The organism is Halorubrum sp. GN12_10-3_MGM (assembly GCF_005435235.1).
GTDB classification, from domain to species: Archaea; Halobacteriota; Halobacteria; order Halobacteriales; family Haloferacaceae; genus Halorubrum; species Halorubrum ezzemoulense.
In genome coordinates, this window is sequence record NZ_SGUB01000005.1 from 129068 (window position 1) to 152302 (window position 23235).

Genomic DNA, 23235 nt, shown 5'->3' on the forward strand with positions numbered 1-23235 from the left:
AGGAGCGACGGAGCGTCGCGTGCGGCCCGGGCTCAGGCGTTCCGCTTCGTGTAGTGTTCCAGCGCGGACTCGATCGACGAGAGGTCGGCGGTCACGCGGCTGTCGGCGACGCGCATGAAGCCGGGCGTGTACGACGACGAGTAGTCGAAGATCCGGTTGACTGCGCGCTTGGGCGCGGCGACGGCGCCGAAGTCGGTGACCGTGTACACCCGCGTGGTGGGGAAAGCGGTCCAGAAGGTCCCGCTCACCCAGCGGTCCTCGTCCGCGAACGCCTCGCCGACGCGGCCGGTCGCGACGTACTCGTCGTCCGCGTAGAACAGCAGGAGGTCGCCCGACGCCATCTTCTCGAACGTCGACCCGTTGCCGCTGTCGTCGTCGACGGCCCACAGGCGCGTCTCGTCGAGGTCGGCGAGGGGTTCGGGGCGATCGGGGTAGTCGGTGAGATCGACCGGGGACCGGACGGTTCGGTCGAAGTTCTCCGGGTCGATCGGGACCAGGAAGACGTTCTCGCTCATTACCCGTCGTTTCGCCGGGAGGGGTTTAAACCCGTTTGTTGATGTGTCAGGTCAGGACGGGTGCGGTCACTCGCCGTCGGCGGCGTACAGGCGGTCCATCCGCGCCGCCATCACGAAGTCGGCGCGGGTGAGGCCGCCGACCTCGTGGCTCCACATCTCGATCCCGACCTCGCCCCACGACAGCGAGATGTCCGGGTGGTGCCACTCCGCCTCGGCGAGCTCGCCCACGTCGTTCGTGAACGCGAGCGCCGTCTCGAAGTCGGGGAACTCGTAGCTCGCCTCCAGGTGGTGGTCGTTGACGACCTCCCACGCGTCGCCCAGTTCGTCGAGGTGGTCGGCGCACTCGTCTCCGTCGAGCGGCTCCGCGTCGTCGCCGGCCGGTTCGACCGGCTCGTCCGCGAGCGGTGAGGACATACCCCACGTTAGGCGACGAACGGTTTGTACCTTCCGCGGTCGACCCCGGAGGACGACGGGCGACCGAAAAGCGCGGACCGAGGCCTTACCGGAGCCGCGAGATCGCCTCGCGTACCGCGCGCCGCAGCCGGCCGAGGCGCCCCCTCCCGCGCTCGTCGTCAGTGGCGCCCCCGTCCGCGCCGGTCGCGCTCGGGTCAGAGAGCTCCCAGCCGGCCTTTTCGGCGGCCTCGTCGACGCGCAAGAACTCGTAGCCCGTCTCGGTGGCGACGCACTCGTCCGCGCGGGTCGTGCCGACGAACACGCACCGCGGGGCGGCGCTCTGCTCGCGGATGTCCGCGAGGGTCCCCCACTTGTCCCACTTCGTGAGCGCGTAGTCGTTGTCAATCCCGTAGTCGCCCGCGAACTGCGCGACCCGGTCCGCCTCGTTCGCGACGATGCCGACGTGGCGGCTCCACTGGCGCGCGTCGGCGAACGCCGCGGCCGGGTCGGCGAGCGACCGCGCGGCGCCGAGCGAGAAGACGAGCGTCACGTCGCCGTCGCCGGTCGTCGTCGCGTCGATTCCCATCTCGACCGGATCCAGGTGGCCGGCGGCCTAAACGCTGTGGGGAGGCTTTTGTCCGAGGCCCTCCTCGTCCCCGAGAATGGAGTTCGAATCCACCTTCGACACCGCTGCGCCGCTGCTCGGCATGGTCCACCTCCCGCCGCTTCCCGGTGCCCCGAACGCGCCCGACGACGGCCGCGAGGCGATGCGCGCGGCGGTCGACCGGGCCGCGAGCGACGCGCGCGCGCTCGACAGCGGCGGCGTCGACGGGATCGTGATCGAGAACTTCGGCGACGCCCCCTTCTACCCCGACGAAGTCCCGCCGCACGTCGTCGCCGGCGTGACCCGCGCCGCGACCGCGGTCGCCGCCGAGACGGACCTCCCGCTCGGGGTCAACGTCCTCCGGAACGACGCCGAGGCCGCCCTCTCGGTCGCCGCCGCGGTCGGCGCCGACTTCGTCCGGGTGAACGTCCACACCGGCGCCCGCGTCACCGACCAGGGGATCGTCCAGGGGCGCGCCCACGAGACGCTCCGCCTGCGCGACCGCCTCGGCGTCGACGTCGGCGTCTTCGCCGACACCGACGTGAAACACTCCGCCCCGCTGACGCCCGCGGGGTACACGGCCGAGTCGTTCGCCGACACCGCCGAGCGCGGCCTCGCCGACGCCGTGATCGCCTCCGGGCCGGGGACCGGCGAGGCGGTCGATACCGACGCCCTCGGGTCGGTCGTCGCCGAGCGCGAGCACCACGGCCTCGACACGCCCGTCCTCGTCGGCAGCGGCGTCACGCCGGAGACGGTCGCCGACCTGCTCGACGTCGCCGACGGCGCGATCGTCGGCACCGCGCTGAAACGGGGCGGCGAGACGACCGCCCCGGTCGACGCCGACCGCGTCGCGGACCTCGTCGACGCCGCCGACGCGGTTCGGTGAGCGGGGCGCGGTGATCGGGAGGAGGGTCCCCTACCGGCCGACGTCGACGCCGCGGTCCGCGAGGAACGCCTCGACCTCGCTCCGCGTCGGGAGCCCGGGCTGCGTGAACCGGCTCGTACAGTTGATCGCGGCGATCGCGGCCGCGAACCGGACGCCGCCAGCGACGCCGTCACGGTCGGCGGACGGCCCCGCGGGGGCTCCAGCGATCCACCGGTCGATCAGCCCGGCGGTGAACGCGTCGCCGGCGCCGGTCGCGTCGACCGTCTCGACGTCGAACGCGTCGAACTCGGACACCTCGCCGCCCGCGATCGCCGTCATCCCGTCGGCGCCGTGCGTGAGGACGGCGCGGGGCCACGTCGGGCCACCCCGCGACCGCGACTCGGGCCCGGGTGAGGGCGCCGACTCGGCCGCTCGGGTATGCGCGCTCGCGACCCGCTTGACCGCGGCGTCCGCCGACCCGAAGAACGCCGGCGCGGCGACGCCGTCCGCGACGAACAGGTCGGCCTCATGGAGAAACCGGTGGACCGTCGCCGGCTCCGTGCCGCGCCCGACTAGCTCCTCGACGGATCCCGAGAGGTCGAAGACGAGCGCGGGCGGGTCGCTCCCTGACTCGCCTGATTCGGCGGCTTCGCGGAGCGACCGAACCCGGTCGAGGGCCCGCCGCGCCACGCTGTCAGGCGTGTAGGCGGTGAGGAAGACCGCGTCGGCGTCGGCCATCGCGGCGAGCGCGTCGCCGTCGAGGCGGAGCCCGCGGAAGCTCTCGCCGGCGGTGACGATGGCGCGCTCCCCATCCGGGTCGCGGAGGATCAAGGACCGGGTGTGGGCGTCGTCGCCGACCGCGACGTGCGTCCCGTCCACGCCCGTCTCGCCGAGGTACTCCAGGGCTCTCCGGCCGTACTCGTCGTCGCCGACGCGGCTGACGAGCCCCGCGTCGCGGCCGAGGCGGTCGAGCGCGACCGCGACGTTCGCGCCCACGCCGCCGAACGCGGACGTGACCTCCCGGGCGAACGCGCCGCCGTCCGGCTCCGGGAGGTTGCTGACCGCGTACCACTCGTCTATTGCGGCGGCCCCGACGCAGAGGACGGCCGGCGAACCACCGCTTCCGCCGTCGCTCGCATCTGACTCCGCCGTCACGACTCGCCGAAGAAGGGGCGGTGAACGGCCATCGCGGCGTCGACGGCGATCGGTCCCTCGACGCTCGTCTCCCCGCCGCCGCGCCGGACCACTTCCTCGCAGGGGATCGGCACCACGCCGCCGGAGAGCTCGCCGAGCGTCTCGCCGTCGACGCCGAAGACGACCCGGTCGATCCCCGCGTAGTGGATCGCGGTCGAACACATCGGGCACGGCTCCGTGCTGGCGTACATGGTACAGTCCGCGAGCTCGTCGGCGTCGAGCTCCCGCGCGGCCCACCGCGCGAGCGTCAGCTCCGGGTGCGCCGTCACGTCGTCCTCGGTCCGCGTCTCGTTGCGCGCCTCGCTGACGACCTCGCCGTCGACCACGAGCAGGGCGCCGAACGGGGTGTTTCCGGCCTCGACCGCCTCCTTGGCGAGCCGGATCGTTCGCTCCACGTACTCCCGGTCGGTCGGGTCGTCCGGCAGGTCGTCGAGGTCACGGAACTCGCTGGGATCGCCGGCGTCGTCCGCGTCGGTCATACGTCCCCGTTCGCCTCCGGGAACCTAACGGTTGGTACCGCCGGCTGCGTGCGGTCGTCGTCCGGCGAGCTCGGTTCCCCGTCGAGGCGTCTCGGTCCGCGTCGTCTCCGTCGCCGACGCGCGTCGGGGTCACGCTCGGCGTTCGCGTCGGACGCTCCGCCACGCTCTTGACCGCCACGAGCGAAGCAAGAGTAATGCTGGACAGGCTGCGAGCGAAACTCGGCGCCGCTCGCCGACGGGCACGTCGGATCGAACGCCGGGAGTTCGCGGAACTCCGGCAGTGGGCCGAGGACACGAGCAATCTGCTCCACCTGACGACGCTGTTGCTCGTGCCGATGCTCATCGCGCTCGTCACTCAGATAACGAACCTGACCGACCTCTCGTTTCTCCTCTTCCCGCCGCTGGCGTCGGGAGCCTACACGCTCTTCTCCGACCCGCAGGGACAGTACTCCTCGCCGAGAACGTTTGTCGGTGGGCTCGTGGCGGGGGCGCTCGCGGGGTGGGCCGCGCTGGAGCTCTCGCTGCTCGGTGTCGGCGGCGTCTCGACCGGCGCGATCAGTCCGCTCAGCGCCGGGCTGTCGATCATGCTCTGCGGCGGCCTGACGTGGCTGGCCAGCGTCGAGGAACCGGCCGCCTTCTCGACTGCGCTTCTGGTCCTCGTGAGCGCGCGCGGCGACGCGGTGTTCGTGTTCGGCACCACCGTCGACCCGGCGGCGGCCTACGTCGTGGCCGTCGCGGTCTCCGGCAGTCTCGTCGCGGGCGCGTTCACCGTCTGGCGCACGCGGTTCTACGAGGAGCGCGCTCGCTACCTCTACGGGACCACGCAGGCTGACGACCACGTCCTGGTGCCGATGCGGGGGGAGACGAGCGAGGCGACCGCGTTCTTCGGCGCGCGGCTCGCGGCCGCCCACGACGCCGGGAAGGTCGTCCTCCTCGACATCGTCGACGACGCGGAGATGGCGGTCGCGGAGCGGGCAGTGTCCGCCGACCACGGCGCCGCGACGCCCGGAGACCTCCCGGACTCGGTGCGGGCGTCGTTCGACGGCGACTTCGAGGAGGAGGTCTCGGACCGAGCGGCGGCGGCGGCGGTCGAGCGGCTCGAACCTCACGCCGCGGAGATCCGAGCCCGGTTCGACGTGCCGTGCGAGGTGGTCGTCGCGGCCGACGGCGATCCGGCCCGGGTCGCCGTCGAGACCGCCCGCGCGACGAACTCGGACCTGATCGTGACGCCGTACGAGACCGAAGACGGCCTCCTCTCGCCGTTCGCCCGGGAGGTCTTCGCCGGTCCACTCGACGCCGTCGCGTTCCGGTCGACGACGGGCGTCCACACCTGGCGGCGCGTCCTCGTACTGGTCGCCCGGCCCGGCGACTCGGCGCACGCGATGATCGACTTTGCAGAGCGACTGGCCGGCGAAAGCGGCGGGGTGAGCGTCTGTACCTGTATCGACGCCGAGTCCGAGCGCAGACGGGCCGAGACGAAGCTGGCGAACCTCGTCGAGACCACGACAGGGCCGGTCGAGACGCGGGTCGCGCGGTCGGAGGTGACGGCGTTTCTCGGCGCGAACGCGGACGCCTACGACCTCGTCCTCATGGGGTCGAGCGGGGACCGCTCCGCGGCCTCGCGGCTCGTCTCTCCGCCGACCTTCGAGCGCATCCAGGACGTCCAGTGCGACGTGGCCATCGTGGACCGCGGGAACGCGGACCACGAGGTGCGGGTGTTACGAGAGGGGTGAGACCGTCGACGGCGCGCGCGACGGATCCCTTCTCGGCCAACCGCCGCCGCTCCTCCATTTATATACCTCCCGCCGCGTAGTTCGGTCGTGTCCCGCGTCACCGTCAGCATCGACCCGCACGTGCACTCCGAGGACAGCTACGACGGGCACGAGCCGGTCGATCTGATCTTGGAACACGCGGCCGAGATCGGGCTCGACGCGGTCGTTATCACCGACCACGACGTGATCCGCGAGTCGAAACGCGCCGCGGAGACCGCCGCCGAGTACGGGCTGATCGGCATCCCCGGCGTGGAGGTGTCGACCGCGCACGGCCACCTGCTGGCGATCGGCGTCGATCGAATGCCGCCGCGCGGCGAGCCGTACGCCGAGACGGTCCGGCGGATCCACGAGCAGGGCGGCGTCGCGATCGTTCCCCACCCGTTTCAGCGCTCGCGCCACGGCGTCCGTCAGCGCGACATCCCGACGCCCGGATCGGGCGACGGCTCCGGCGGGGAAGCGCCGGACGCCGAAATGTCCGGCGTGGACGCGGAACTGCCGGACGAGGACGCGGTCGACGCGGCCGGGGCCGCCGCGCCGGGCGCCGAGGTCGACGCCGTCGAGGTGTTCAACGCGTGGCTGTTCACGGGGTACCGAAACCGACGCGCGCGGCGGTTCGCGGCGAACCACGGCTACCCGGGGGTCGCCGCGAGCGACGCGCACCACCTCCAGTACGTCGGCCGGGCGTTCACTGAGCTGACGATCGAGGGGCGAGAGTCGGTCGGCGAGGTCACCGCGGACGACGTGCTGACGGCGATCCGCCGCGGCACGACGACCGTCGACGGCCGGCGCGCGCCGATCCGAATGGCGGCGAAACACTACGTCGGCGCCGCCGGACGCCGGTCCGGGTACTACGCGCGGACCGGCGCGGCCCGGGGCGCCCGGGCCACCAGGCGGACGACCCTCGGCGCGCTCACGGCCGCGAAGGTCGCCGCCCTCCAGTCGGTCCACCGGACTCGCCGGTTCCTCTCGTGGTTCGCCTGACCGGGCGCGTCGGCGGCCGGGGGCGTCGGCGAGCGGCCGCGACCGAGGGTCCGAACGCCGGCGCCCGCGGAGAACGGGGTTTTTGCCCGCGGCCGCGAATGTGTGAGCATGAGCCACGACAGACGGGAGTCCGGGTTCAAGCGGCGGACCCGGGTCGCGGACGCGAGGGCGACGCTGCTCGACGCCGTCGCGCCGAACGACCGGACGGAGACGGTCCCGGTCGAGGCGGCCGACGGCCGCGTCGTCGCCGAACCGATCGACGCGCCGGCGCCGGTGCCGGGGTACGACCGCGCCGCGATGGACGGGTACGCCGTCCGCGCGAGCGACACCTTCGGCGCCGGCGACCGATCGCCGGCGGTCCTGACCGCCAAGCCCGCCGAGGCGGACGCGGTCGCGCCCGGCGAGGCCGCTCGGGTCCACACCGGCAGCGCAGTCCCGGAGGGCGCGGACGCGGTCGTGATGATCGAACAGGTCGAGTCGGTCGGCGGCGAGGTGGAGGTGTTCGAGGCGGTCGCGACCGGCGAGAACGTCGGCAAGGCCGGCGAGGATGTCGCCGACGGCCAGCGCCTCTACGAGCCCGGCCACGCCCTGCGCCCCTCCGACCTCGGCCTGCTGCGCTCGGTGGGCTTCGACACCGTCACGGTCCGGGAGCCGCCAGAGGTCGCCGTGATTCCGACCGGCGAGGAGCTGGTGGAGTCGGATCCCGGCCCCGGCGAGGTGATCGAGACGAACGGGCTCACCGTCTCCCGGCTCGTCGAGCGCTGGGGCGGCGAGGCGCGCTACCGCGACGTCGTCACCGACGACCCGGAGGCGCTGCGCGAGGCCGTCGCCGCCGACCTCGACGCCGACGTGGTCGTCACCACCGGCGGCTCGTCGGTCGGGGAGCGGGACCTGATCCCCGAGGTCGTCGGCGACCTCGGCGAGGTGCTGGTCCACGGCGTCGCGCTGAAGCCCGGGCACCCAGTCTGCCTCGGCCGCGCCGAGGGGACGCCGATCGTGTCGCTGCCCGGCTACCCGGTCGCGTGTATCGTCAACGCGGCGCAGTTCCTCCGCCCCGCGATGAAGCGCGCGGGCGGGGCCGACGTAGAGCCGTTCCCGACGCGGCGCGCGACGCTCGGCCGGAAGGTCGCGAGCGAGCCCGGTGTACGGACCTTCGCGCGCGTGTCACTTTCGGGTCCCGACGACGGCCCCGACGGGGACGCGGCGGTCGACGACGCGCTCCCGACCGCGACGCCGACCCGCGCGAGCGGCTCCGGCATCCTCTCTAGCGTCGCGCTCGCTGACGGCTGGGTGGTCGTGCCCGAGCCGCGGGAGGGGCTCGACGCCGGCGAGTCCGTCGACGTCGAACTGTGGGAGGTGACGGAATGAGCGACCGCAAGGAGTTCCGGGACCTCGCGACCCCCGAGGCCGCGCGCGAAGCGATCGAATCGCTCGACCTGTCGCCGACCCCGGAGACGGTCTCGCTGGCGGACGCCCGCGGTCGCGTTCTCGCCGAGCGCGTCGACGCCGCGATCGACGTGCCCGGCTTCGACCGCGCGTCGATGGACGGGTACGCCGTCCGCGCGCGGGAAACCTTCGGCGCGGACGAGGCGGATCCCGCCGAACTCGACCTCGTCGGCGCGGTCCACGCGGGCGCCGCGCCCGACGTGACCGTCGAGCCGGGGACCTGCGCGGAGATCTCCACCGGCGCCGTCATGCCCGACGGCGCCGACGCGGTCGTGATGGTCGAGCGCACCGACGAGCTCGGTTCGGGCGGGGACGGGGTCGACGACGACGGTCCCTCGCGGATCGCTGTCCGCACGTCGGTCGCGCCGGGCGATCACGTGATGACAGCCGGGACCGACATCGCCGCCGGCGCCCGCGCGCTCGGACCGGGCACGCGGCTGACGCCCCGCGAGATCGGGCTGCTGTCGGCGCTCGGCGTCGACGAGGTCCCGGTCGAGGGGCGGCCGCGGGTCGGTATCGTCTCGACCGGCGACGAGCTGGTCCGCCCGGGCGAGGCGCTGAACCCGGACCGCGGGGAGATCTACGACGTGAACTCGACGACGATCGCCGCCGGCGTCGAGGAGGCGGGCGGCGAGCCGGTCCTCTACCCGCACGCCGGCGACGACTACGACGAGATGGAGCGGCTGCTGCGCCGGGCGGCCGACGAGTGCGACCTCGTGCTCTCGTCGGGGTCGACCTCGGCGAGCGCGGTCGACGTCATCTACCGCGTGATCGAGGCGCGCGGGGAGCTCCTGCTCCACGGCGTCGCGGTCAAGCCCGGGAAGCCGATGCTGATCGGCCGGCTCGACCGGGGCGGCTCCGACGGCGGCGACGGCGACGGCGACGAAGGCGTCGGCGAGGACGCCGCCCGGAACGATGCCTCGGTCGGCGAGTCCGCGTACGTCGGCCTCCCCGGCTACCCGGTGTCCGCGCTCACCATATTTCGCACGTTCGTCGCGCCCGCGATCCGCGACGCCGCCGGCCAGCCCGAGCCCGCGACGGCGACAGTCGAGGGGCGGATGGGCGTGAGCGAGCGCTACTCGGAGGGCCGTCTCCGGCTGATGCCCGTCGGCCTGCTCGACCTAGACGACGACGCCCCCCCGCTCGTCTACCCGGTGGACAAGGGGTCCGGCGCGACGACGAGCCTCGTCGAGGCTGACGGCGTCGTCGCGGTCGACCCGGACACGGAGGTCCTCGACGCCGGTGAGGCGGTCGAGGTACAGCTGTTCTCGCCGGACGTGCGCCCGCCGACGCTGCTCGGCGTCGGCGAGGACGACCCCGCGCTCAACCGCCTGCTCGACCGCCTCGCGAACCCGCGGTACCTCGCCGTCGGCTCGCGCGAGGGGCACCGCCGCCTCCGCGACGGCGTCCCCGACGTGGCGGTGACCGCCGGACCGACCGACCGCGAGGTCGGCGCCGAAGCCCTCGGCGGCTGGACCCGCGAGTGGGGGCTTGTCGTCCCCGACGGCAACCCGGAGGCGGTGACCGGGATCGCGGACCTCGTCGACCGTGACCTCCGCTTCCGGAACCGGCCGACAGTCTCGGGCCTCCGTCGGAGCCTCGACACGGCGCTCGACGACCTCGCGGACGAGCGCGACGCCGACCGCCGGGACCTCGCCGAGCGGATCGACGGCTACGAGCGGACCGCGAAGGCGTTCGAGAGCCCGGCCCGCGCGGTCGTCGCGGGCGACGCGGACGCCGGGCTCGGGCTCCGCGAGACGGCGGAACGGCTGGGCTGTGCGTTCGTCCCGCTCGGCGAGCAGTCGGTCGTCGTCAGGGCGGCCCCCGATCGCGCCGGCCGCGAGCCGGTCGCGGCGCTGGCGGCCGCACTCGACGGCGACGGCGGTCGCGGCGGGATCGACGCGATCCTCGCCGACCTCCCGGGCTACTCGCGGAACAGCCGAAACGATCCCTGACCGACGACGACCTCGCCGCGGTCCTCGTCGAGGCCGCTGGTGACGGTCATCTCGCTGACGCCGATGGAGCCGCCGGCCCGGATCACTTCGGCCTCCGCGCGGAGGTCGCCGGTCGCGGGGCGGAGGTAGTTCGCGTTGAGGTTCACCGTCGCGACGCCGCCGTCGAGCGGGTCCTCGAACGTCGTGCGCTGCGCGACGCCGCCGGCCGTGTCAATCAGCGTCGCCGCCACGCCGCCGTGGATCGTCTGCCCGTCCGTGTTCGTGAGCTTCTCGTCGAAGGGGATCGAGAGCACGACGCGCCCGCGCTCGACCGTCTCGACCGACGTGTTCAGCCACGAGAGGTAGCCGTGTTCGTCCTCTAACTTTTGTTCGACGAACCGCGTCGCCGCGTCGGGGAGCGGGTCCATCTCCGCGATGTCCGTCTGATCCATGTCCCGCCGGTCGTCCCGGGACGGCTTGTACCCCCCGGAAACGGGCGACAACCGGCGATCGATTGACGGCCTCGCTCACCCGACGCCGAGCCGGATCGGGTCGTCGCTTGGCACGAGCTCGACCGTCACCGACTCGCCGATCGCGAACGACCGGTCCGGACAGACCAACTTGACGCCGAAGCGCTCGCCGCGCGCGGCGAACAGGGAGAGCCCCACGATGCGATCGCCGTTCGCGCGGACGTCGACCGCCCCCCACTCGACCCGTGGCGCCCCGGACGACCCCCCGCCGTGGGCGGCCGCGGTTCCGATCCGGGTCCCGAGGAGGGACACCGCGTCGCCCGACCGCGGGCGTCGCTCGTCTCTTCCGTCCTCGCCGGGCGCCGCGTCGCTCGCCGCGAACGTCCCGCCGCCCGCGTAGTGCGTCAGCCCGCCGTCGAGCGGGACCCCCCCGTCGCTCGCGAGCGCCGCGAACGACGGTCCGGGCTCGGTCCGCCGCGGGCCGGCGAGCACGACGTGGGTCGGCCCCCGCTCGACGACGGTTCCGGTCCCGTCCCACGCGACCCGCTCCACGGGGAGGTCCGCGGCGACCGGGAGCGACCCGCTCGCTCGGAGGGGATTCGCGTCCGGCGGGCGGAACCCGAGGTGGACGTGGTCGTCGACCCACTGGCCGAAGAAGCCCGAGCGGGTCGTCGGGCCGAGCGCGTCGCCGACGGTGACCCGGTCGCCCGGCGTCACCGCCGGGATCACGTGGAGGATCCGCGCGACGGTGCCGGAGGGCGCGCCCGCGCGAGCACACCACTCGTCGTCGAGGCCGACGACGATCAGGTGGTCCTCGTCGGCCGCGTACGGGCGGTCCGGACAGCCGACGGTGCGGACCGCGCTGACGGTCCCGGCGACCGGAGAGTGGCCGACCCCGTTGCCCGGGTAGAGGTCGACGGCGCGACCGCGTTCGTGGGCGGGGTACGGGGAGTTGAACCGCGAGAACTTCTCGTATTGCTCGACGACCTCCGCGGGGAGCGTGACGGTTGCCTCCGGCGGGTCGGTCACGGGTCGGCGACCTCCATCCCCTCGATCACGAACCGCGCGCCGCCGGCGTCGGACTCGGCGACCGAGAGCGTCCAGCCGTGCGCCTCGGCGATGTCGCCGACGATCGCCAGCCCCAGCCCGGTGCCGCCGCCGAGCGACACGCCGCGCTCGGTGACTCGCTCGCGCTCCTCGGCCGGGATCCCGGGACCGTCGTCGCCGATCGAGAGCGCGGCCCGGTCGCCGCCCCGGGTGATAGCGACCGTGACGGCCACGTCCTCTCCCGCGTGTTCGATCGCGTTGCGGAACAGGTTGGAGGTCAGCTGTTCGAGCCGGTCGCGGTCGGCCAACGCGGTCGCGTCGCCCTCGACGGTCAGCGTCGCGTCGGTGGTCTCGAGCCGCGACCAGACGCGTCTGACCGTCCCGTCCAGCGAAACCCGGTCGAGGTCGTCGACCGTCTCCCCCGCCGTCGCCAGCGCGAGGAGCCCCTCGATCATGTCGTCCATCCGCTCGTGGGCGTTCGCGGCCCGCTCTAAGGCGCCGTCGGGGTCGCCGTCGCGCTGGCGGGCCAGCTCGACGGCCGCAGACGCGGCGGCGAGTGGGTTTCGCAGGTCGTGCGAGACGACGCCGGCGAACTCCTCTAACCGCTCGTTCTGCCGTTCGAGCTCCGCCTCCCGGCGTTCGAGTTCCGCCTGTCGCCGCTCCCGCGCGGTCACGTCGCGGAGCAGAAAGACGTGGCCGCGGTCGGTCCCGCGCGGGTCCGTGATCGGGTTCTCTTGGATGTCGAACTCGCGGTCCCCGATGGCGATCGGGTGTTCGACGCCGGACTCCAGCCGCGGGAACACGTCCGACAGCGACGAGCCGACCGCGTCGGGCGGGAGGAGCGACTCGGCGGCGGGGTTGAGGTCGCGGATCCGCCCGTCGGAGCCGGAGACGATCACCGGGTCCTGCATCACCTCGACCGCGGTGTCGCGCGCGACGACCGCGGCGTCGAGGGTGCCGAGCCAAAAGACGGTGCCGTAGAGGAACACGCCGTGGATCACGAACGCCGTCGGCAGCCACGAGAGGTCCCCGTAGCTCCCGACGTCGACGAACGTCACGGCCCCCGCGAGGAACGGGAACAGCGTGCCGAGCAGCACGACGAACGTCTGGAGCCGGTAGCGGTTCCCGGTCCGGTCGTAGAGGTCGACGACGAGGGACGCGCCGGCGAGACACAGCGCGTACGCGAAGAGGACGAACGCGCCGCCGGCGGGACCCAACCCGTATCCGAGCAGCGTGAACGGGCCGTCGGCGACGGGGGCGACGGAGCGCCGGGCCAGCCCGTGGGTCCCGCTCGACCACGCGAGGAGGACCCAGACGAACGCGGGGGTCGCGAGCGCGACGATCCGGTTCTCCGTCCGCCAGCGTTCGCGCCCGGTGAACGCCAGCGCGAACGCCATCCAGAGGACGGGAAGCGCGCCGAGGAGCGGCGTCGCGAGGCTGAGCGCGACGCGCATCGCGAGCTCACCGGACGCGGCGATCTGGAGGCCGTACAGCAGCGACGCGCCGCCGCCGCTGAGGAGGTACAGCGCGACCTCGAGGCCGCCGGGCTCGTCGCGCTCCCGCCACGCGACCCGACCGAGCCAGAGCCCGATGACGCCGGCCAGCAGGCAGGCGGTCAGGTACGCCTGAACCGGCAGGGCGCTCAGGTCGCTCATCGATACCGGTACCACTTCCAGCGCCGACAAAACTGTTGTGTCACGCGCCGGCGCCCCCCGGGGCCCTCGGTTTCTCCCCGCCCCGAGCGACCGCGCTCGGCGCAAGGGGCTTGTGTGCCGCCGCCGTCGGCACGTCCATGCGCGTGTACAGGGGCGAGTTCGCGACCCCGGCGGCCGACCGGGAGCCGGCGGGCGACCTGCTCGCGTCGGCCGCGGAGGGGGTCCCGGCCGTCCGCGTCACGGCGCCGCCGAAGCAGGTCGCCTTCGGCCGGCGGGACGCCCGCGAGCCGGGGTTCGACCGGGCGAAGCGGGCGGCGCGCGCGGCCGGATTCCCTGCCGTCGAGCGCGACGTGGGCGGTCGCGCGGTCGCGTACACCGGGTCGACGCTCTCGTTCGGCGTCGCAGTACCGACCGGCGGCGACCGGGGGTCGATCGACTCGCGGTACGAGACCGCGACCGAGACGCTCCGCGACGCGCTCCGCGACCTCGGCGCCGACGTGGTCCGCGGCGAGCCCCCGGCCGCGTTCTGCCCCGGCGAGCACTCCCTGCGCGTCGCTGGGGCCGGTGCGACGGAAACCGGCGGGGCCGCGGGCGGCGGGAAGGTCGCCGGGCTCGCGCAGCGCGTGCGCGCCGACGCGGCGCTTGTCGCCGGCGTCCTCGTCGTCTCGGCGGCGGACGCCGCGCCGATCGCGTCGGTCACCGAACCGGTCTACGACGCGCTCGGCCTGTCGTTCGATCCCGGCTCGGTCGGGAGCGTCGCCGACGCCGGCGGTCCGGACGACCCCGACGCCGTCGCCCGCGCGGTCGAGACCGCGTTCGTGGAGGGGCCGTGGGGCGACGGCGAGCGTCGGATCGTGCGCGTCGGCGGGGCAGCCGACTGAGCGCTGCGCGGCGCGCGGTTCCGACGTTTCGACGTGCTTTTTATGCGCGGGGGTCTGCGTTCGGGCATGGCCGAATTCAAAGTCGTCGTCGCCGACCCCGAGACCGGCGAGACGTTCCAGCGAGAGGTCGACGGACAGGACGCCAACCGATTCCTCGGTCGCGAACTCGGCGACGAGATCGGCGGCGACGCCGTCGGGCTCTCCGACCATACGATCGAACTCACCGGCGGCTCCGACGAAACCGGGCGCCCGATGCGCGAAGACGTCTCCGGCACCCGCCTGAAGGAGCTCCTCCTCGAGGGCGGCGTCGGCTTCGAGCCCTCCCGCGAGGGCGAGCGCAAGCGGATCACCGTCCGCGGCCGCGAGGTCGACGACGACATCGCGCAGATCAACGCGAGCGTCGTCGACGGCGACGGCGACGTGGCGGCCGCGCTCGGCGAGGGCGACGACGACGGCGCCGACGAGTAACGGCGCTTCGATGCCTCGCGTTCCCTCCGACGGCGAGGACGTTTCCTCGGTTCGCGTCTCGCTCGCCCGGAGCGGCGGCACTCGCCGCCCCTGCGTCAGACTTCCCGACGACGACGCGCTCGACGGGCGCGTCGAGTCCGGGACCTGCGACGCGCTCGGAGTGAGTCAGGGGGACCTGATCCGCGTCGCGATCGGTCGCGACGAGTACCACGCGCGTGTCGCGGCCGACTCGCGCGGGCGGCTCCTCCGCGGCGCGTTCGACAACCGGCGGCTGGCGCGCGAGTCCGGCGAGGGGACGAACCGGCTGGTCGAGTGGCTCGACGCGAACGGCCGGGAGCCGGGCGAGAGCGTCGTCCTCGACGTGGTGGTGTCCGGCGAGCTGTACGGGCTGCGGATCCCCGGCGAGCGGACCGTGTACGACGCGGACCGCGGGCCGCGGTCGTCGCTCGCGGATATCGCCCGCGACGTGGACGGGTAGCTCCCGGAGCGCGCCGGGCGTCGACGGTCACCCTCCGCCGCGGCGGCGCGGCGTCAGGTCGGATCGCTTATTCTCGCGCGGCCCCGAGATCGGTCCATGCAGGAGGTCGACGCGGACCTGACGGCGCTCGACCGCGCGATCATCAACGCGTTCCAGGGCGGCTTCCCGGTCGCGGAGCGCCCCTTCGACGCGGCGGCGGCCGCGCTCCGCGAGCGCGGCGTCGACGTGACGGGACCGGAGCTGTGCGAGCGCGTCCGCGAGCTCGACGAGGAGGGGATCCTCTCGCGGTTCGGCGCGCTCGTCAACGCCGAGGAGATCGGCGGCGCCGCCTCGCTCGTCGCGATGCACGCGCCCGAGGACCGCTACGACGAGGTCGCGGAGACGGTGAACGAGTTCACCGCGGTCGCACACAACTACGAGCGGGAGCACCCGCACCTCAACATGTGGTTCGTGGTGAGCGTCGCGGACCACCCGGACCCCGACAAGGACGGGAGCGACCGCGTCGAGGAGGTGCTCGCGGAGATCGAGGACGCGACGGGCCAGGAGACGTACAACCTCCCGAAGCTCCGGGAGTTCCACGTCGGCGCGAAGTTCCTCGTCGACGGGCCGGTCCCCGACGGCGACGTGGACCTCTCGGGGCTCGGGCCCGACGTCTCGCCCAGCGACCGCGGAACGTTGACGCCCGACGAGCGCGACCTCGTCGTCGAGATCCAGGGCGGGCTCCCGGTGACCGAGACGCCGTACGCCGACGTGGCCGCTGCGGTCGGCGCCGACGTGGACTGGGTGATCGAGACGATCAAGCGGTTCGAGCGGGAGGGGAAGGTGCGCCGCGTCGGCGTCATCCCGAACCACTACGCGCTCGGCTACACGGAGAACGGGATGACCGTCTGGGACGTGCCCGAAGACGCCCTCGACGAGGTCGGCCCCGCCGTCGCCGACTTAGGCTTCGTCACGCACTGCTACGAGCGCCCGCGCCACGCCGGCGTTTGGGAGTACAACTTCTTCGCCATGACGCACGGCCGCACCGAGGCCGAGAGCGAGCGCCGGATCGCCGAGGTCAGGGAGCTGATGGACGACTACTGGGACGTCGGCGCGGACGACTGGGACACCCTGTTCTCGACGCGCATCCTGAAGAAGACCGGTATCCGCATCGCGGACCGGGCGGACAGCAACACGGCGTGACTCCCCGAATCGCGGGGACCGGAGGCCGTCCGTGACGCCGCTGTACCACGACTTCGCGGGCGAGACGGTGGTCGTCTTCGGCGGCGGCGCCGTCGGCTCGCGGAAGGCCCGCGGCTTCGACGAGGCCGCGCGCGTCGTGGTCGTGAGTCCCGACTTCGACGAGCGATTGCCCTCGCCCGACGACCCTGCGGCGGAGCGCGACACCGCGATCGAACTGCTGCGCGCCGCTCCGGACGCCGACGCGGTCGCCGGCTGGATCGATCGGCTCGGTCCCGCGCTCGCGGTCGCCGCGACCGACGACGCCGCGGTCAACGCCGCCGTGGAGTCGGCCGCGCTCGACCGCGGGATCTTGGTCAACCGGACCGACGTCTCCGGGGGTCGCGACCCCGGGAGCGTCGTGGTGCCCGCGACGGTGGAAGACGAGCCGGTGACCGTCGCGCTCTCGACGGGCGGGACCAGCCCCGCGCTCGCGAAGGCGTTACGCGAGCGGATCGAGGCCGAGATAGAGGGGGCGGGCGAGATGGCGGCGCTCTCTGGCGAGATCCGCGAGGAACTGAAATCCGAGGGTATACCTCCCGAGAAACGCCGGGAAGCGGTTCGACGCGTTGTCAGATCCCGGGGGGTTTGGAAGGGTTTACAAAAGGGGAGATCCAACGGACGGCAAGAGGCTGACACCGTGATCGAGGAGGTACTCGACCGATGAGAGAGACGGGTGCGATCGCCGGCGTGAGCGTCGCCCACGCCGACGCGACCGTCGACGAGATCGAGGCCGCCGGCGGCGACGGCGTCCGCGCGACCGTCTCCGACCTGCTCGCGCGAGAAGGGGTCGAAGAGGCGTTCGCGGTGCAGACGTGTAACCGCTCGGAGGCGTACGTCGTCACCGACCGGACCGTCGACGGCACGACGGCGCTGTCGACGTTCGCGCCGGACGTCCGCGGCGGCGCGGTCCGCCGCCTCGACCACGAGGAGAGCCTGGAACACCTGATGCGCGTCGCCTCCGGGCTGGAGTCGCTCGTGCTCGGCGAAGACCAGATCATCGGGCAGCTGCGGGAGGCCTACGAGGAGTCGAAGTCCGCCGGCGGCATCGGCCCCGTCCTCAAGGACGCCGTGACGAAGGCGCTCCACGTCGGAGAGCGGGCGCGGACGGAAACCGAGATCAACGAGGGCGTCGTCTCGCTCGGTTCCGCCGCGGTCCGGCTCGCGGCGGACGAGATCGACCTCACCGACGGCTCGGCCGTCGTCGTCGGGGCCGGCGAGATGGGGACGCTCGCGGCCCGGGCGCTCGACGACACGCCGGTCTCGGACATCGTCGTCGCGAACCGCACCGTCCCGCACGCGGAGTTCGTCGCCGAGGAGGTCGACACGCCCGCGGAGGCGGTGCCGCTCGCGGACCTCCCCGCCGTGGTCCCCGACGCCGACCTCGTCGTCACCGCGACCGGCAGCCCCGACCTCGTCGTCCACCCGTCGTACGTCGACGGCGCCGGCCGGGTCGTCTGTATCGACATCGCGCAGCCCCGCGACGTCGATCCGGCGGCCGGCGCGCGCGAGGGCGTGACCGTCTTCGACATCGACGACCTCGAAGACGTGACCCAGCGGACTAGGGAGAGCCGCGCCGCGGAGGCGCGCGAGGTCGAGTCGATCATCGACGCGGAGCTCGACCGCATCCTCGAGGCGTACAAGCGCAAGCGCGCCGACGACGCCATCTCGGCGATGTACGCCGGCGCGGACCGGGTGAAGGCGCGCGAGCTCGACCGCGCGATGTCGAAGCTGGAGGCGCAGGGCGACCTCACGGACGAGCAGCGTCAGACGGTCGCCGACCTCGCCGACGCCCTCGTCGGCCAGCTGCTCGCCGCCCCGACGCGCTCGCTCCGAGACGCGGCCGGCGAGGACGACTGGGAGACGATCCGCACGGCGCTCCGGCTGTTCGACCCCGACTTCACGCCGAAGACGGGCGACTCGGTCGAGTCGGACGCTCCCGACGCCGGGGTCGGCTCCCCGGACGCGGTCCCGGACTCCGTCGCCGAGGAGCTCGACGACTGACCCCCGACCGCCGGCCCCGACGTTCTCGACCGCGCCCGCTCCGCGCCCTTTATTCGCCGACGCGCACACCGACCGGTATGAAGCTCTCCGAGTACGTCGACCGACTCGACGAGGAGCTCGACACGGCCGCGTACGCCGACGTCGACGCGAGCGCGAACGGCCTTCAGGTCGGCCCGGGCGGCGAGGCCGCTAGCCCGGGCACCGGACCCGCCGACGACCCCGAGGTCGAACGGGTCGCCTTCGCGGTCGACGCCGCGACGGCGACGATCGAGGCCGCCGCGGACGCGGGCGCCGACGTCCTCGTGGTCCACCACGGGCTCTCGTGGGGCGGCATCGAACGCGTGACTGGTCGCGTCCACGACCGGATCGCGGCGCTCATCGAGCACGACATCGCGCTGTACGTCTCGCACCTCCCGCTCGACGGCCACCGGGAACTGGGCAACGCGGCGGGCGTCGCCACCGAGATCGGACTCGAAGACCGCGACCCCTTCGGCGAGATCGGCCCGGTGACGATCGGCACGATCGGGGAGACGGCGGCGCCGCGCTCGGTGGACGCGCTCCGCGAGACGCTCGACGGGTTCGAGGGCCAACCGGACGGCGAGCCGTCGCCCACGCGCGTCCTGGACTTCGGGCCCGACGAGGTCGAACGGGTCGCGGTCGTCACCGGCTCCGGGGTCGACTGGCTCGACGAGGCGGTCGCGGCGGGCGCGGACGCGCTGATCACGGGCGAGGGGAAACAACAGGTGTACCACGACGCCCGCGAGGCCGGGCTGACAGTCTTCCTCGCCGGCCACTACGCGACGGAGACGTTCGGCGTTCGGGCGCTGGAGTCGCTGACCGCCGACTGGGGCGTCGAGACGACGTACCTCTCGCATCCGACCGGGCTCTGAGCCCCGCCCGCGCCGGGCGGCGGCCCCTGCGGGCGCGCTCGCCGCCGAACGCAACCCTTACCGCTCGCGTCCGCGCAGTCCGGGTATGCGCGATCACTTCGAGATCCGGGACCACGACGCCGCCGGGCGGATCGGTCGGCTGACGGTCCCCCGCGCCGACGTCACGGTCGAGACGCCGGCGCTCCTGCCCGTGGTCAACCCCAACGTGCTCACGATCGAGCCGGAGCGGCTCCGCGAGGAGTTCGGCGCGGAGATGCTGATCACGAACTCCTACATCATCCGCAGCACGGACCGCATCCGCGACCGCGTGCTCGACGAGGGGCTCCACGAGTTCCTCGGCTTCGACGGCGCGATCATGACCGACTCGGGCTCCTTCCAGCTGGCCGAGTACGGCGACATCGACGTGACGACCGAGGAGATAATCGAGTTCCAGCGACAGATCGGCAGCGACGTGGCGACGCCCGTCGACGTGCCGACGCCCCCGGACGCCGACCGCGAGCGCGCCGAGTCAGAGCTCGAGACGACGAAGCGGGCGCTCGCAGACGCCGAGGCCGCCGAGACCGGCGAGATGCTCGTCAACGGGCCGGTCCAGGGGGCGACGTACGCCGACCTCCGCGAGGAGGCGGGGCGCCACGCGGCCGCGACCGACCTCGACGTGTTCCCGGTCGGGGCGATGGTGCCGCTGCTCAACTCGTACCGCTACGCCGAGGTGGTCGAGGCGGTGCGCGCGGCGAAGCACGGGCTCGGGCCGGGGGCGCCGGTCCACCTGTTCGGGGCCGGCCACCCGATGATGCTGGCGCTCGCGGTGGCTGCTGGCTGCGATCTGTTCGACTCGGCCGCGTACGCGCTGATGGCCCGCGACGGCCGCTACCTGACGGTCTCGGGCACCGAACACCTCGAAGCGCTCGACTACTTCCCCTGCTCGTGTCCCGTGTGCGCCGACCACGAGCCGGCGGACCTCCGCGGCTTCGACGACGGCGAGGCGGAGCGGCTGCTCGCCGAGCACAACCTCCACGTCACCTTCGAGGAACTGCGCCGCGTGAAGGAGGCGATCCGCTCGGGGACGCTGCTGGAGCTGGTCGACCGCCGCGCCCGCGGCCACCCGGCGATGCTCGACGGCTACCGCGCGCTGCTCGACCACGCCGACGAACTGGAGCGGACCGACCCCGGGTCGAAGGACGCGTTCTTCTACACCTCACGGGAGGCGGCCCGTCGCCCCGAGGTGATGCGACACCACGACCGACTCGATCGGCTGGCGGCGCCCGACGACCTCCTGCTCACCGAGTCGAAGGCCCCCTCGAATCACGCGTACGACGCGGTGTGGCGCGTGAAGCCACCGTTCGGGCCGTATCCGCCCGCGCTCTCGGAGACGTACCCGCTCACCGCCGAGGTTCCGGAGCGGACCGACGATGCGGCGCAGGTCGCCGCGGCGGCGGGTGTGGCCGCGCTCGCGGCGGCGAACCCGGAGACGACGCTCACGCTCGGGCACGACGCGTGGTGCGACGCCGCGTTGGCGCGGCTGCCGGACTGCGTCGAGACGGAGAACCTCCGGACGCTCGGTTGAGCCGGCGCTGGCGCGTGGATTCCGACGCGGCGAAAACCGCAGCCGTGACCGGAGTCGTCGGTCGGTTCGGCGGCGTCGAGCGACTCAGTCGCGCCGGTGACCGAGCGGTTTCTTCTGGCCGACCTCGACCTCGACGTGGATCGAGTCGGGGAAGCCGCGCGCGACGACGGACCGCGCGATGTCGTCGGCGCCGTGGATCTCCATCGAGCGGTGATACACGTCGTAGCGCCACGGCGAGAACTCGTCGCCCGGTGAGAGGTCCTTGTACAGCGGCACGGTGACGCGCTCCGAGGGGCTCGCGTGCGGGCCCTTACACTCGGCGCCCTTGCGTTCGAGCGTCTCTTTGAGCTCTTGGACGGTCTCGGCGAGCACGTCGCGGTCGCCGGACGCGAAGTGGAGTTTCGTGACGAAGGTCATGGCTGGGGGTCGTGCGTGAATGACCGCCGGAGCGGTAAAAACGCACCTACCCGCGGTCGCCGCGCGAGACCCCGCCGCGAATCCGGCCGAAGACCGGTCGACGCGGCCGAGCCGTTCGGATCCGTTCGGGAGTCCGACACGCTCTTTAGGGGTGATCGCTTACCTGCGGCCAATGACGGTCGAAGCGACCAGCGCCGGAGCCATCCTTTTCCGCGATACCCGCGGCGAACGGGAGTATTTGCTCCTGAAGAGCCGACCGGGGGACTGGGAGTTCCCCAAGGGCGGGGTCGAGGGGGACGAGGAGCTCCAGCAGACGGCGATACGAGAAGTCGGCGAGGAGGCCGGGATCGAGGATTTCCGGCTGATCGACGGGTTCCGCGAGGAGTACGACTACGTGTTCGAGGCGAACGGCAAGACCATCCACAAGACGGTCCACCTGTTCATCGCCCGCTCGTTCGAGGCGAGCGCCGAACTCTCGAAGGAGCACCGCGACCTCCAGTGGCGCGACTACGACCAGGCGCTCAACACGATCACCCAAGACGGCCCGCGCGAGATCCTCGAGGAGGCCCACGTGTACCTCGACGAGCGGAAAGACGAGGAGGACGGGAAGTACGTCTGATCGGGGGGCGGCGACGGGCGCGCGATCGATCGGCCGACAGCGGGCGCCCCCGCCCCGAGCGTTTCGCTTTTGTCCGCGCCCCGCGACGGTGTGGACAGTGACGCCCGACGCCGAGTTCGGCTACGAGCTGTTGGTCTGTCGGTACGCCGAGCTGGAGTGGCACCCGAGCGAGGGACGCCGTCCCGCGCTCGTCGCCCGCCAGCTCGGCACGCAGGCGCGCCGCTGGGACACCGTCGTGATCGAGGTCGACCCCGCGGCGTTCGAACGGCGGCGCGCGTTCGGCGACCGGGCCATCGACTCCGACCTCCTCCACGTCGTCCGCGGCGCGCCCGCCGCGTGGGCGTGGTACCGCGACGCGCTGCCCGACCCCGGCTACCCGTGGCGCTACGTTCGACAGGCGGTCCACCGGGCGGCGGGCCGCGGCCTGATCGAGAAGCGGCGCGACGGGAACCGGATTCAGATCCGCCGCAAGCGACCGTATCCGGACTGGGTCGAGCGGATCGTCGCGGTCGAGAACAAGCCGGACCTAGACGCCAGCGCGGCCGACAGGCTCGCCGACCAGCTCGAACACGACGTCGAGACCGCGCTCGCCGACGAGGTCTGGCTCGCGACCGAGACGACCGGTGAACGCGTCGAGCCCGCCCTCCTCCGCGAGATGCCCGTCGAGGCCGGGGTCCTCGCGACCGACTTCTCCGCGGGCGTCGACGCCGACGCGGTCGACGTGGCGTGGCACCCGAGCGCCCTCTCTCCCGGACCGGGTGAGCGACGTGACGCCGCGACGGAGACGCTCCGCCTAGAGATCGCCGAGCGCGCTTACGGGAAGGGGTGGCGCACCTTCCACGACACGATGCGGCCGGACTGCCGACACTTCGAACTCCGCCGCGAGGGGCGCGCGCTCGTCCCCTACTGCGCGGCGAAGGGGAAGGTCCCCACCGCGCGGGAGTGTTCGGGGTCCTGTCCGGAGTTCTCGCCGGAACCCCCGCAGTGGCGCACGAATGGGTGGCCGATCGAGGGCGGACCGGGGAAGGGTATCGAGCGGCTGCTGGCGCGGCGTCGCGAGCGCGAACGAGATCGGGTCGAAAGCGTTGAGTGACCGAGGGCGCCAGCAGGTCGCATGCGGTTCCCGAACCCTCCGCTCTCCGAGTACGCGCTCAACACGGCCGTCGTGGTCCTCACGCTTGGGGTCCTCCAGTACACCGGTTGGCTCTCCGAGGACCCCGGCGGGCTTGACCCGGCGTTTCTCGCCGTGGTCGCGGTGACGTTCCCGGCGTTCTCGTACCTCATCGCGCTTGCCGGGGCGAACGTGTGGTCTGACGCCGGGTGACCGCCCGAACGAGCCGT

The 23235-nt window shown here is 73.1% G+C and carries 25 protein-coding genes; 16 read left to right on the top strand and 9 right to left on the bottom strand.

Going from position 1 to position 23235, the window contains the following annotated elements:
- Positions 1-32: 32 nt before the first annotated feature.
- The 3 genes from EXE47_RS05955 to EXE47_RS05965 form a co-directional block, all read right to left on the bottom strand.
- Complete coding sequence (locus EXE47_RS05955) at positions 33-515, bottom strand: hypothetical protein (RefSeq protein WP_049929771.1); 483 nt, start codon at positions 513-515, stop codon at positions 33-35.
- Positions 516-581: 66 nt separating this feature from the next.
- Positions 582-929, bottom strand: coding sequence for a 4a-hydroxytetrahydrobiopterin dehydratase (locus EXE47_RS05960; RefSeq protein ID WP_049929769.1), 348 nt, complete (start codon positions 927-929; stop codon positions 582-584).
- An 85-nt stretch (positions 930-1014) separates the two neighbouring features.
- Complete coding sequence (locus EXE47_RS05965) at positions 1015-1494, bottom strand: hypothetical protein (RefSeq protein ID WP_089307751.1); 480 nt, start codon at positions 1492-1494, stop codon at positions 1015-1017.
- Positions 1495-1570: 76 nt separating this feature from the next.
- On the opposite strand from EXE47_RS05965, the gene EXE47_RS05970 reads away from it, so the two are divergent.
- Positions 1571-2398: a BtpA/SgcQ family protein gene (locus EXE47_RS05970; protein ID WP_089307750.1), complete on the top strand. Its 828-nt coding sequence runs from the start codon at positions 1571-1573 to the stop codon at positions 2396-2398.
- Between the two features lie 30 nt (positions 2399-2428).
- Here the strand turns inward: EXE47_RS05970 and EXE47_RS05975 are convergent, their stop codons facing one another.
- Positions 2429-3532, bottom strand: a complete 1104-nt coding sequence (locus EXE47_RS05975; protein ID WP_049929765.1) for a carbohydrate kinase family protein — start codon at positions 3530-3532, stop codon at positions 2429-2431.
- Positions 3529-4050 carry a nucleoside deaminase gene (locus tag EXE47_RS05980; protein WP_049929764.1) on the bottom strand — a complete coding sequence of 174 codons (522 nt, stop codon included), beginning with the start codon at positions 4048-4050 and terminating at the stop codon, positions 3529-3531. The genes EXE47_RS05975 and EXE47_RS05980 overlap by 4 nt, the downstream gene beginning before the upstream one ends.
- A gap of 194 nt (positions 4051-4244) precedes the next feature.
- Between EXE47_RS05980 and EXE47_RS05985 the strand changes: the two genes are divergently transcribed.
- The 4 genes from EXE47_RS05985 (at position 4245) to EXE47_RS06000 (ending at position 10204) form a co-directional block, all read left to right on the top strand.
- Positions 4245-5783: a universal stress protein gene (locus tag EXE47_RS05985; protein WP_089307749.1), complete on the top strand. Its 1539-nt coding sequence runs from the start codon at positions 4245-4247 to the stop codon at positions 5781-5783.
- 87 nt (positions 5784-5870) lie between these two features.
- Positions 5871-6803: a PHP domain-containing protein gene (locus EXE47_RS05990; RefSeq protein ID WP_089307748.1), complete on the top strand. Its 933-nt coding sequence runs from the start codon at positions 5871-5873 to the stop codon at positions 6801-6803.
- Between the two features lie 108 nt (positions 6804-6911).
- A complete protein-coding gene (gene glp / locus EXE47_RS05995; protein WP_089307747.1) occupies positions 6912-8171 on the top strand; it encodes a gephyrin-like molybdotransferase Glp in 1260 nt (419 codons plus the stop codon).
- A complete protein-coding gene (locus tag EXE47_RS06000) occupies positions 8168-10204 on the top strand; it encodes a molybdopterin biosynthesis protein (RefSeq protein ID WP_089307746.1) in 2037 nt (678 codons plus the stop codon). The genes glp and EXE47_RS06000 overlap by 4 nt, the downstream gene beginning before the upstream one ends.
- Here the strand turns inward: EXE47_RS06000 and EXE47_RS06005 are convergent.
- From EXE47_RS06005 to EXE47_RS06015, 3 genes are all read right to left on the bottom strand, one after another.
- Positions 10174-10635 carry a PaaI family thioesterase gene (locus tag EXE47_RS06005; RefSeq protein ID WP_089307745.1) on the bottom strand — a complete coding sequence of 154 codons (462 nt, stop codon included), beginning with the start codon at positions 10633-10635 and terminating at the stop codon, positions 10174-10176. The genes EXE47_RS06000 and EXE47_RS06005 overlap by 31 nt on opposite strands.
- Before the next feature lie 75 nt (positions 10636-10710).
- Positions 10711-11682, bottom strand: a complete 972-nt coding sequence (locus EXE47_RS06010; RefSeq protein ID WP_089307744.1) for a hypothetical protein — start codon at positions 11680-11682, stop codon at positions 10711-10713.
- Positions 11679-13355: a histidine kinase N-terminal 7TM domain-containing protein gene (locus EXE47_RS06015; RefSeq protein WP_089307743.1), complete on the bottom strand. Its 1677-nt coding sequence runs from the start codon at positions 13353-13355 to the stop codon at positions 11679-11681. The genes EXE47_RS06010 and EXE47_RS06015 overlap by 4 nt, the downstream gene beginning before the upstream one ends.
- 137 nt (positions 13356-13492) lie before the next feature.
- Here EXE47_RS06015 and EXE47_RS06020 point away from each other — a divergent pair, with 137 nt between their 5' ends.
- The 8 genes from EXE47_RS06020 to tgtA all read left to right on the top strand — a co-directional run bounded on the left by EXE47_RS06020 (position 13493) and on the right by tgtA (position 20858).
- The gene (locus EXE47_RS06020) at positions 13493-14236 is read left to right on the top strand and encodes a lipoate--protein ligase family protein (RefSeq protein ID WP_137708089.1); all 744 of its coding nucleotides are present in this window, start codon (positions 13493-13495) and stop codon (positions 14234-14236) included.
- A 66-nt stretch (positions 14237-14302) separates the two neighbouring features.
- Positions 14303-14704 (top strand): 30S ribosomal protein S6e, encoded by a 402-nt coding sequence (locus tag EXE47_RS06025; RefSeq protein WP_137708090.1) that lies wholly within the window; start codon positions 14303-14305, stop codon positions 14702-14704.
- A 10-nt stretch (positions 14705-14714) separates the two neighbouring features.
- Positions 14715-15182 carry a hypothetical protein gene (locus EXE47_RS06030; RefSeq protein ID WP_086220169.1) on the top strand — a complete coding sequence of 156 codons (468 nt, stop codon included), beginning with the start codon at positions 14715-14717 and terminating at the stop codon, positions 15180-15182.
- Positions 15183-15278: 96 nt separating this feature from the next.
- Complete coding sequence (locus EXE47_RS06035) at positions 15279-16364, top strand: Lrp/AsnC family transcriptional regulator (protein WP_137690337.1); 1086 nt, start codon at positions 15279-15281, stop codon at positions 16362-16364.
- Between the two features lie 31 nt (positions 16365-16395).
- The gene (locus tag EXE47_RS06040) at positions 16396-17067 is read left to right on the top strand and encodes a bifunctional precorrin-2 dehydrogenase/sirohydrochlorin ferrochelatase (protein ID WP_049929752.1); all 672 of its coding nucleotides are present in this window, start codon (positions 16396-16398) and stop codon (positions 17065-17067) included.
- Positions 17064-18404, top strand: coding sequence for a glutamyl-tRNA reductase (gene hemA / locus EXE47_RS06045; RefSeq protein WP_049929751.1), 1341 nt, complete (start codon positions 17064-17066; stop codon positions 18402-18404). Before EXE47_RS06040 ends, hemA begins: the two co-directional genes overlap by 4 nt.
- A gap of 77 nt (positions 18405-18481) precedes the next feature.
- On the top strand, positions 18482-19294 hold the full coding sequence (locus EXE47_RS06050) for a Nif3-like dinuclear metal center hexameric protein (protein ID WP_137708091.1): 813 nt from the start codon (positions 18482-18484) through the stop codon (positions 19292-19294).
- Between the two features lie 85 nt (positions 19295-19379).
- Complete coding sequence (gene tgtA, locus EXE47_RS06055; protein WP_137708092.1) at positions 19380-20858, top strand: tRNA guanosine(15) transglycosylase TgtA; 1479 nt, start codon at positions 19380-19382, stop codon at positions 20856-20858.
- 84 nt (positions 20859-20942) lie between these two features.
- On the opposite strand, the gene EXE47_RS06060 is transcribed toward tgtA, so the two are convergent.
- Entirely contained in the window at positions 20943-21275 is a 333-nt protein-coding gene (locus EXE47_RS06060) for an uS10/mL48 family ribosomal protein (protein WP_049929748.1), read from the bottom strand.
- 172 nt (positions 21276-21447) lie between these two features.
- Between EXE47_RS06060 and EXE47_RS06065 the strand changes: the two genes are divergently transcribed.
- The 3 genes from EXE47_RS06065 (at position 21448) to EXE47_RS06075 (ending at position 23218) form a co-directional block, all read left to right on the top strand.
- Positions 21448-21894: a bis(5'-nucleosyl)-tetraphosphatase gene (locus EXE47_RS06065; protein ID WP_049929747.1), complete on the top strand. Its 447-nt coding sequence runs from the start codon at positions 21448-21450 to the stop codon at positions 21892-21894.
- A gap of 97 nt (positions 21895-21991) precedes the next feature.
- Positions 21992-22987 (top strand): DUF5787 family protein, encoded by a 996-nt coding sequence (locus EXE47_RS06070; RefSeq protein ID WP_089307737.1) that lies wholly within the window; start codon positions 21992-21994, stop codon positions 22985-22987.
- 21 nt (positions 22988-23008) lie between these two features.
- Positions 23009-23218: a hypothetical protein gene (locus EXE47_RS06075; protein WP_049929745.1), complete on the top strand. Its 210-nt coding sequence runs from the start codon at positions 23009-23011 to the stop codon at positions 23216-23218.
- The last annotated feature ends 17 nt before the right edge of the window (positions 23219-23235 follow it).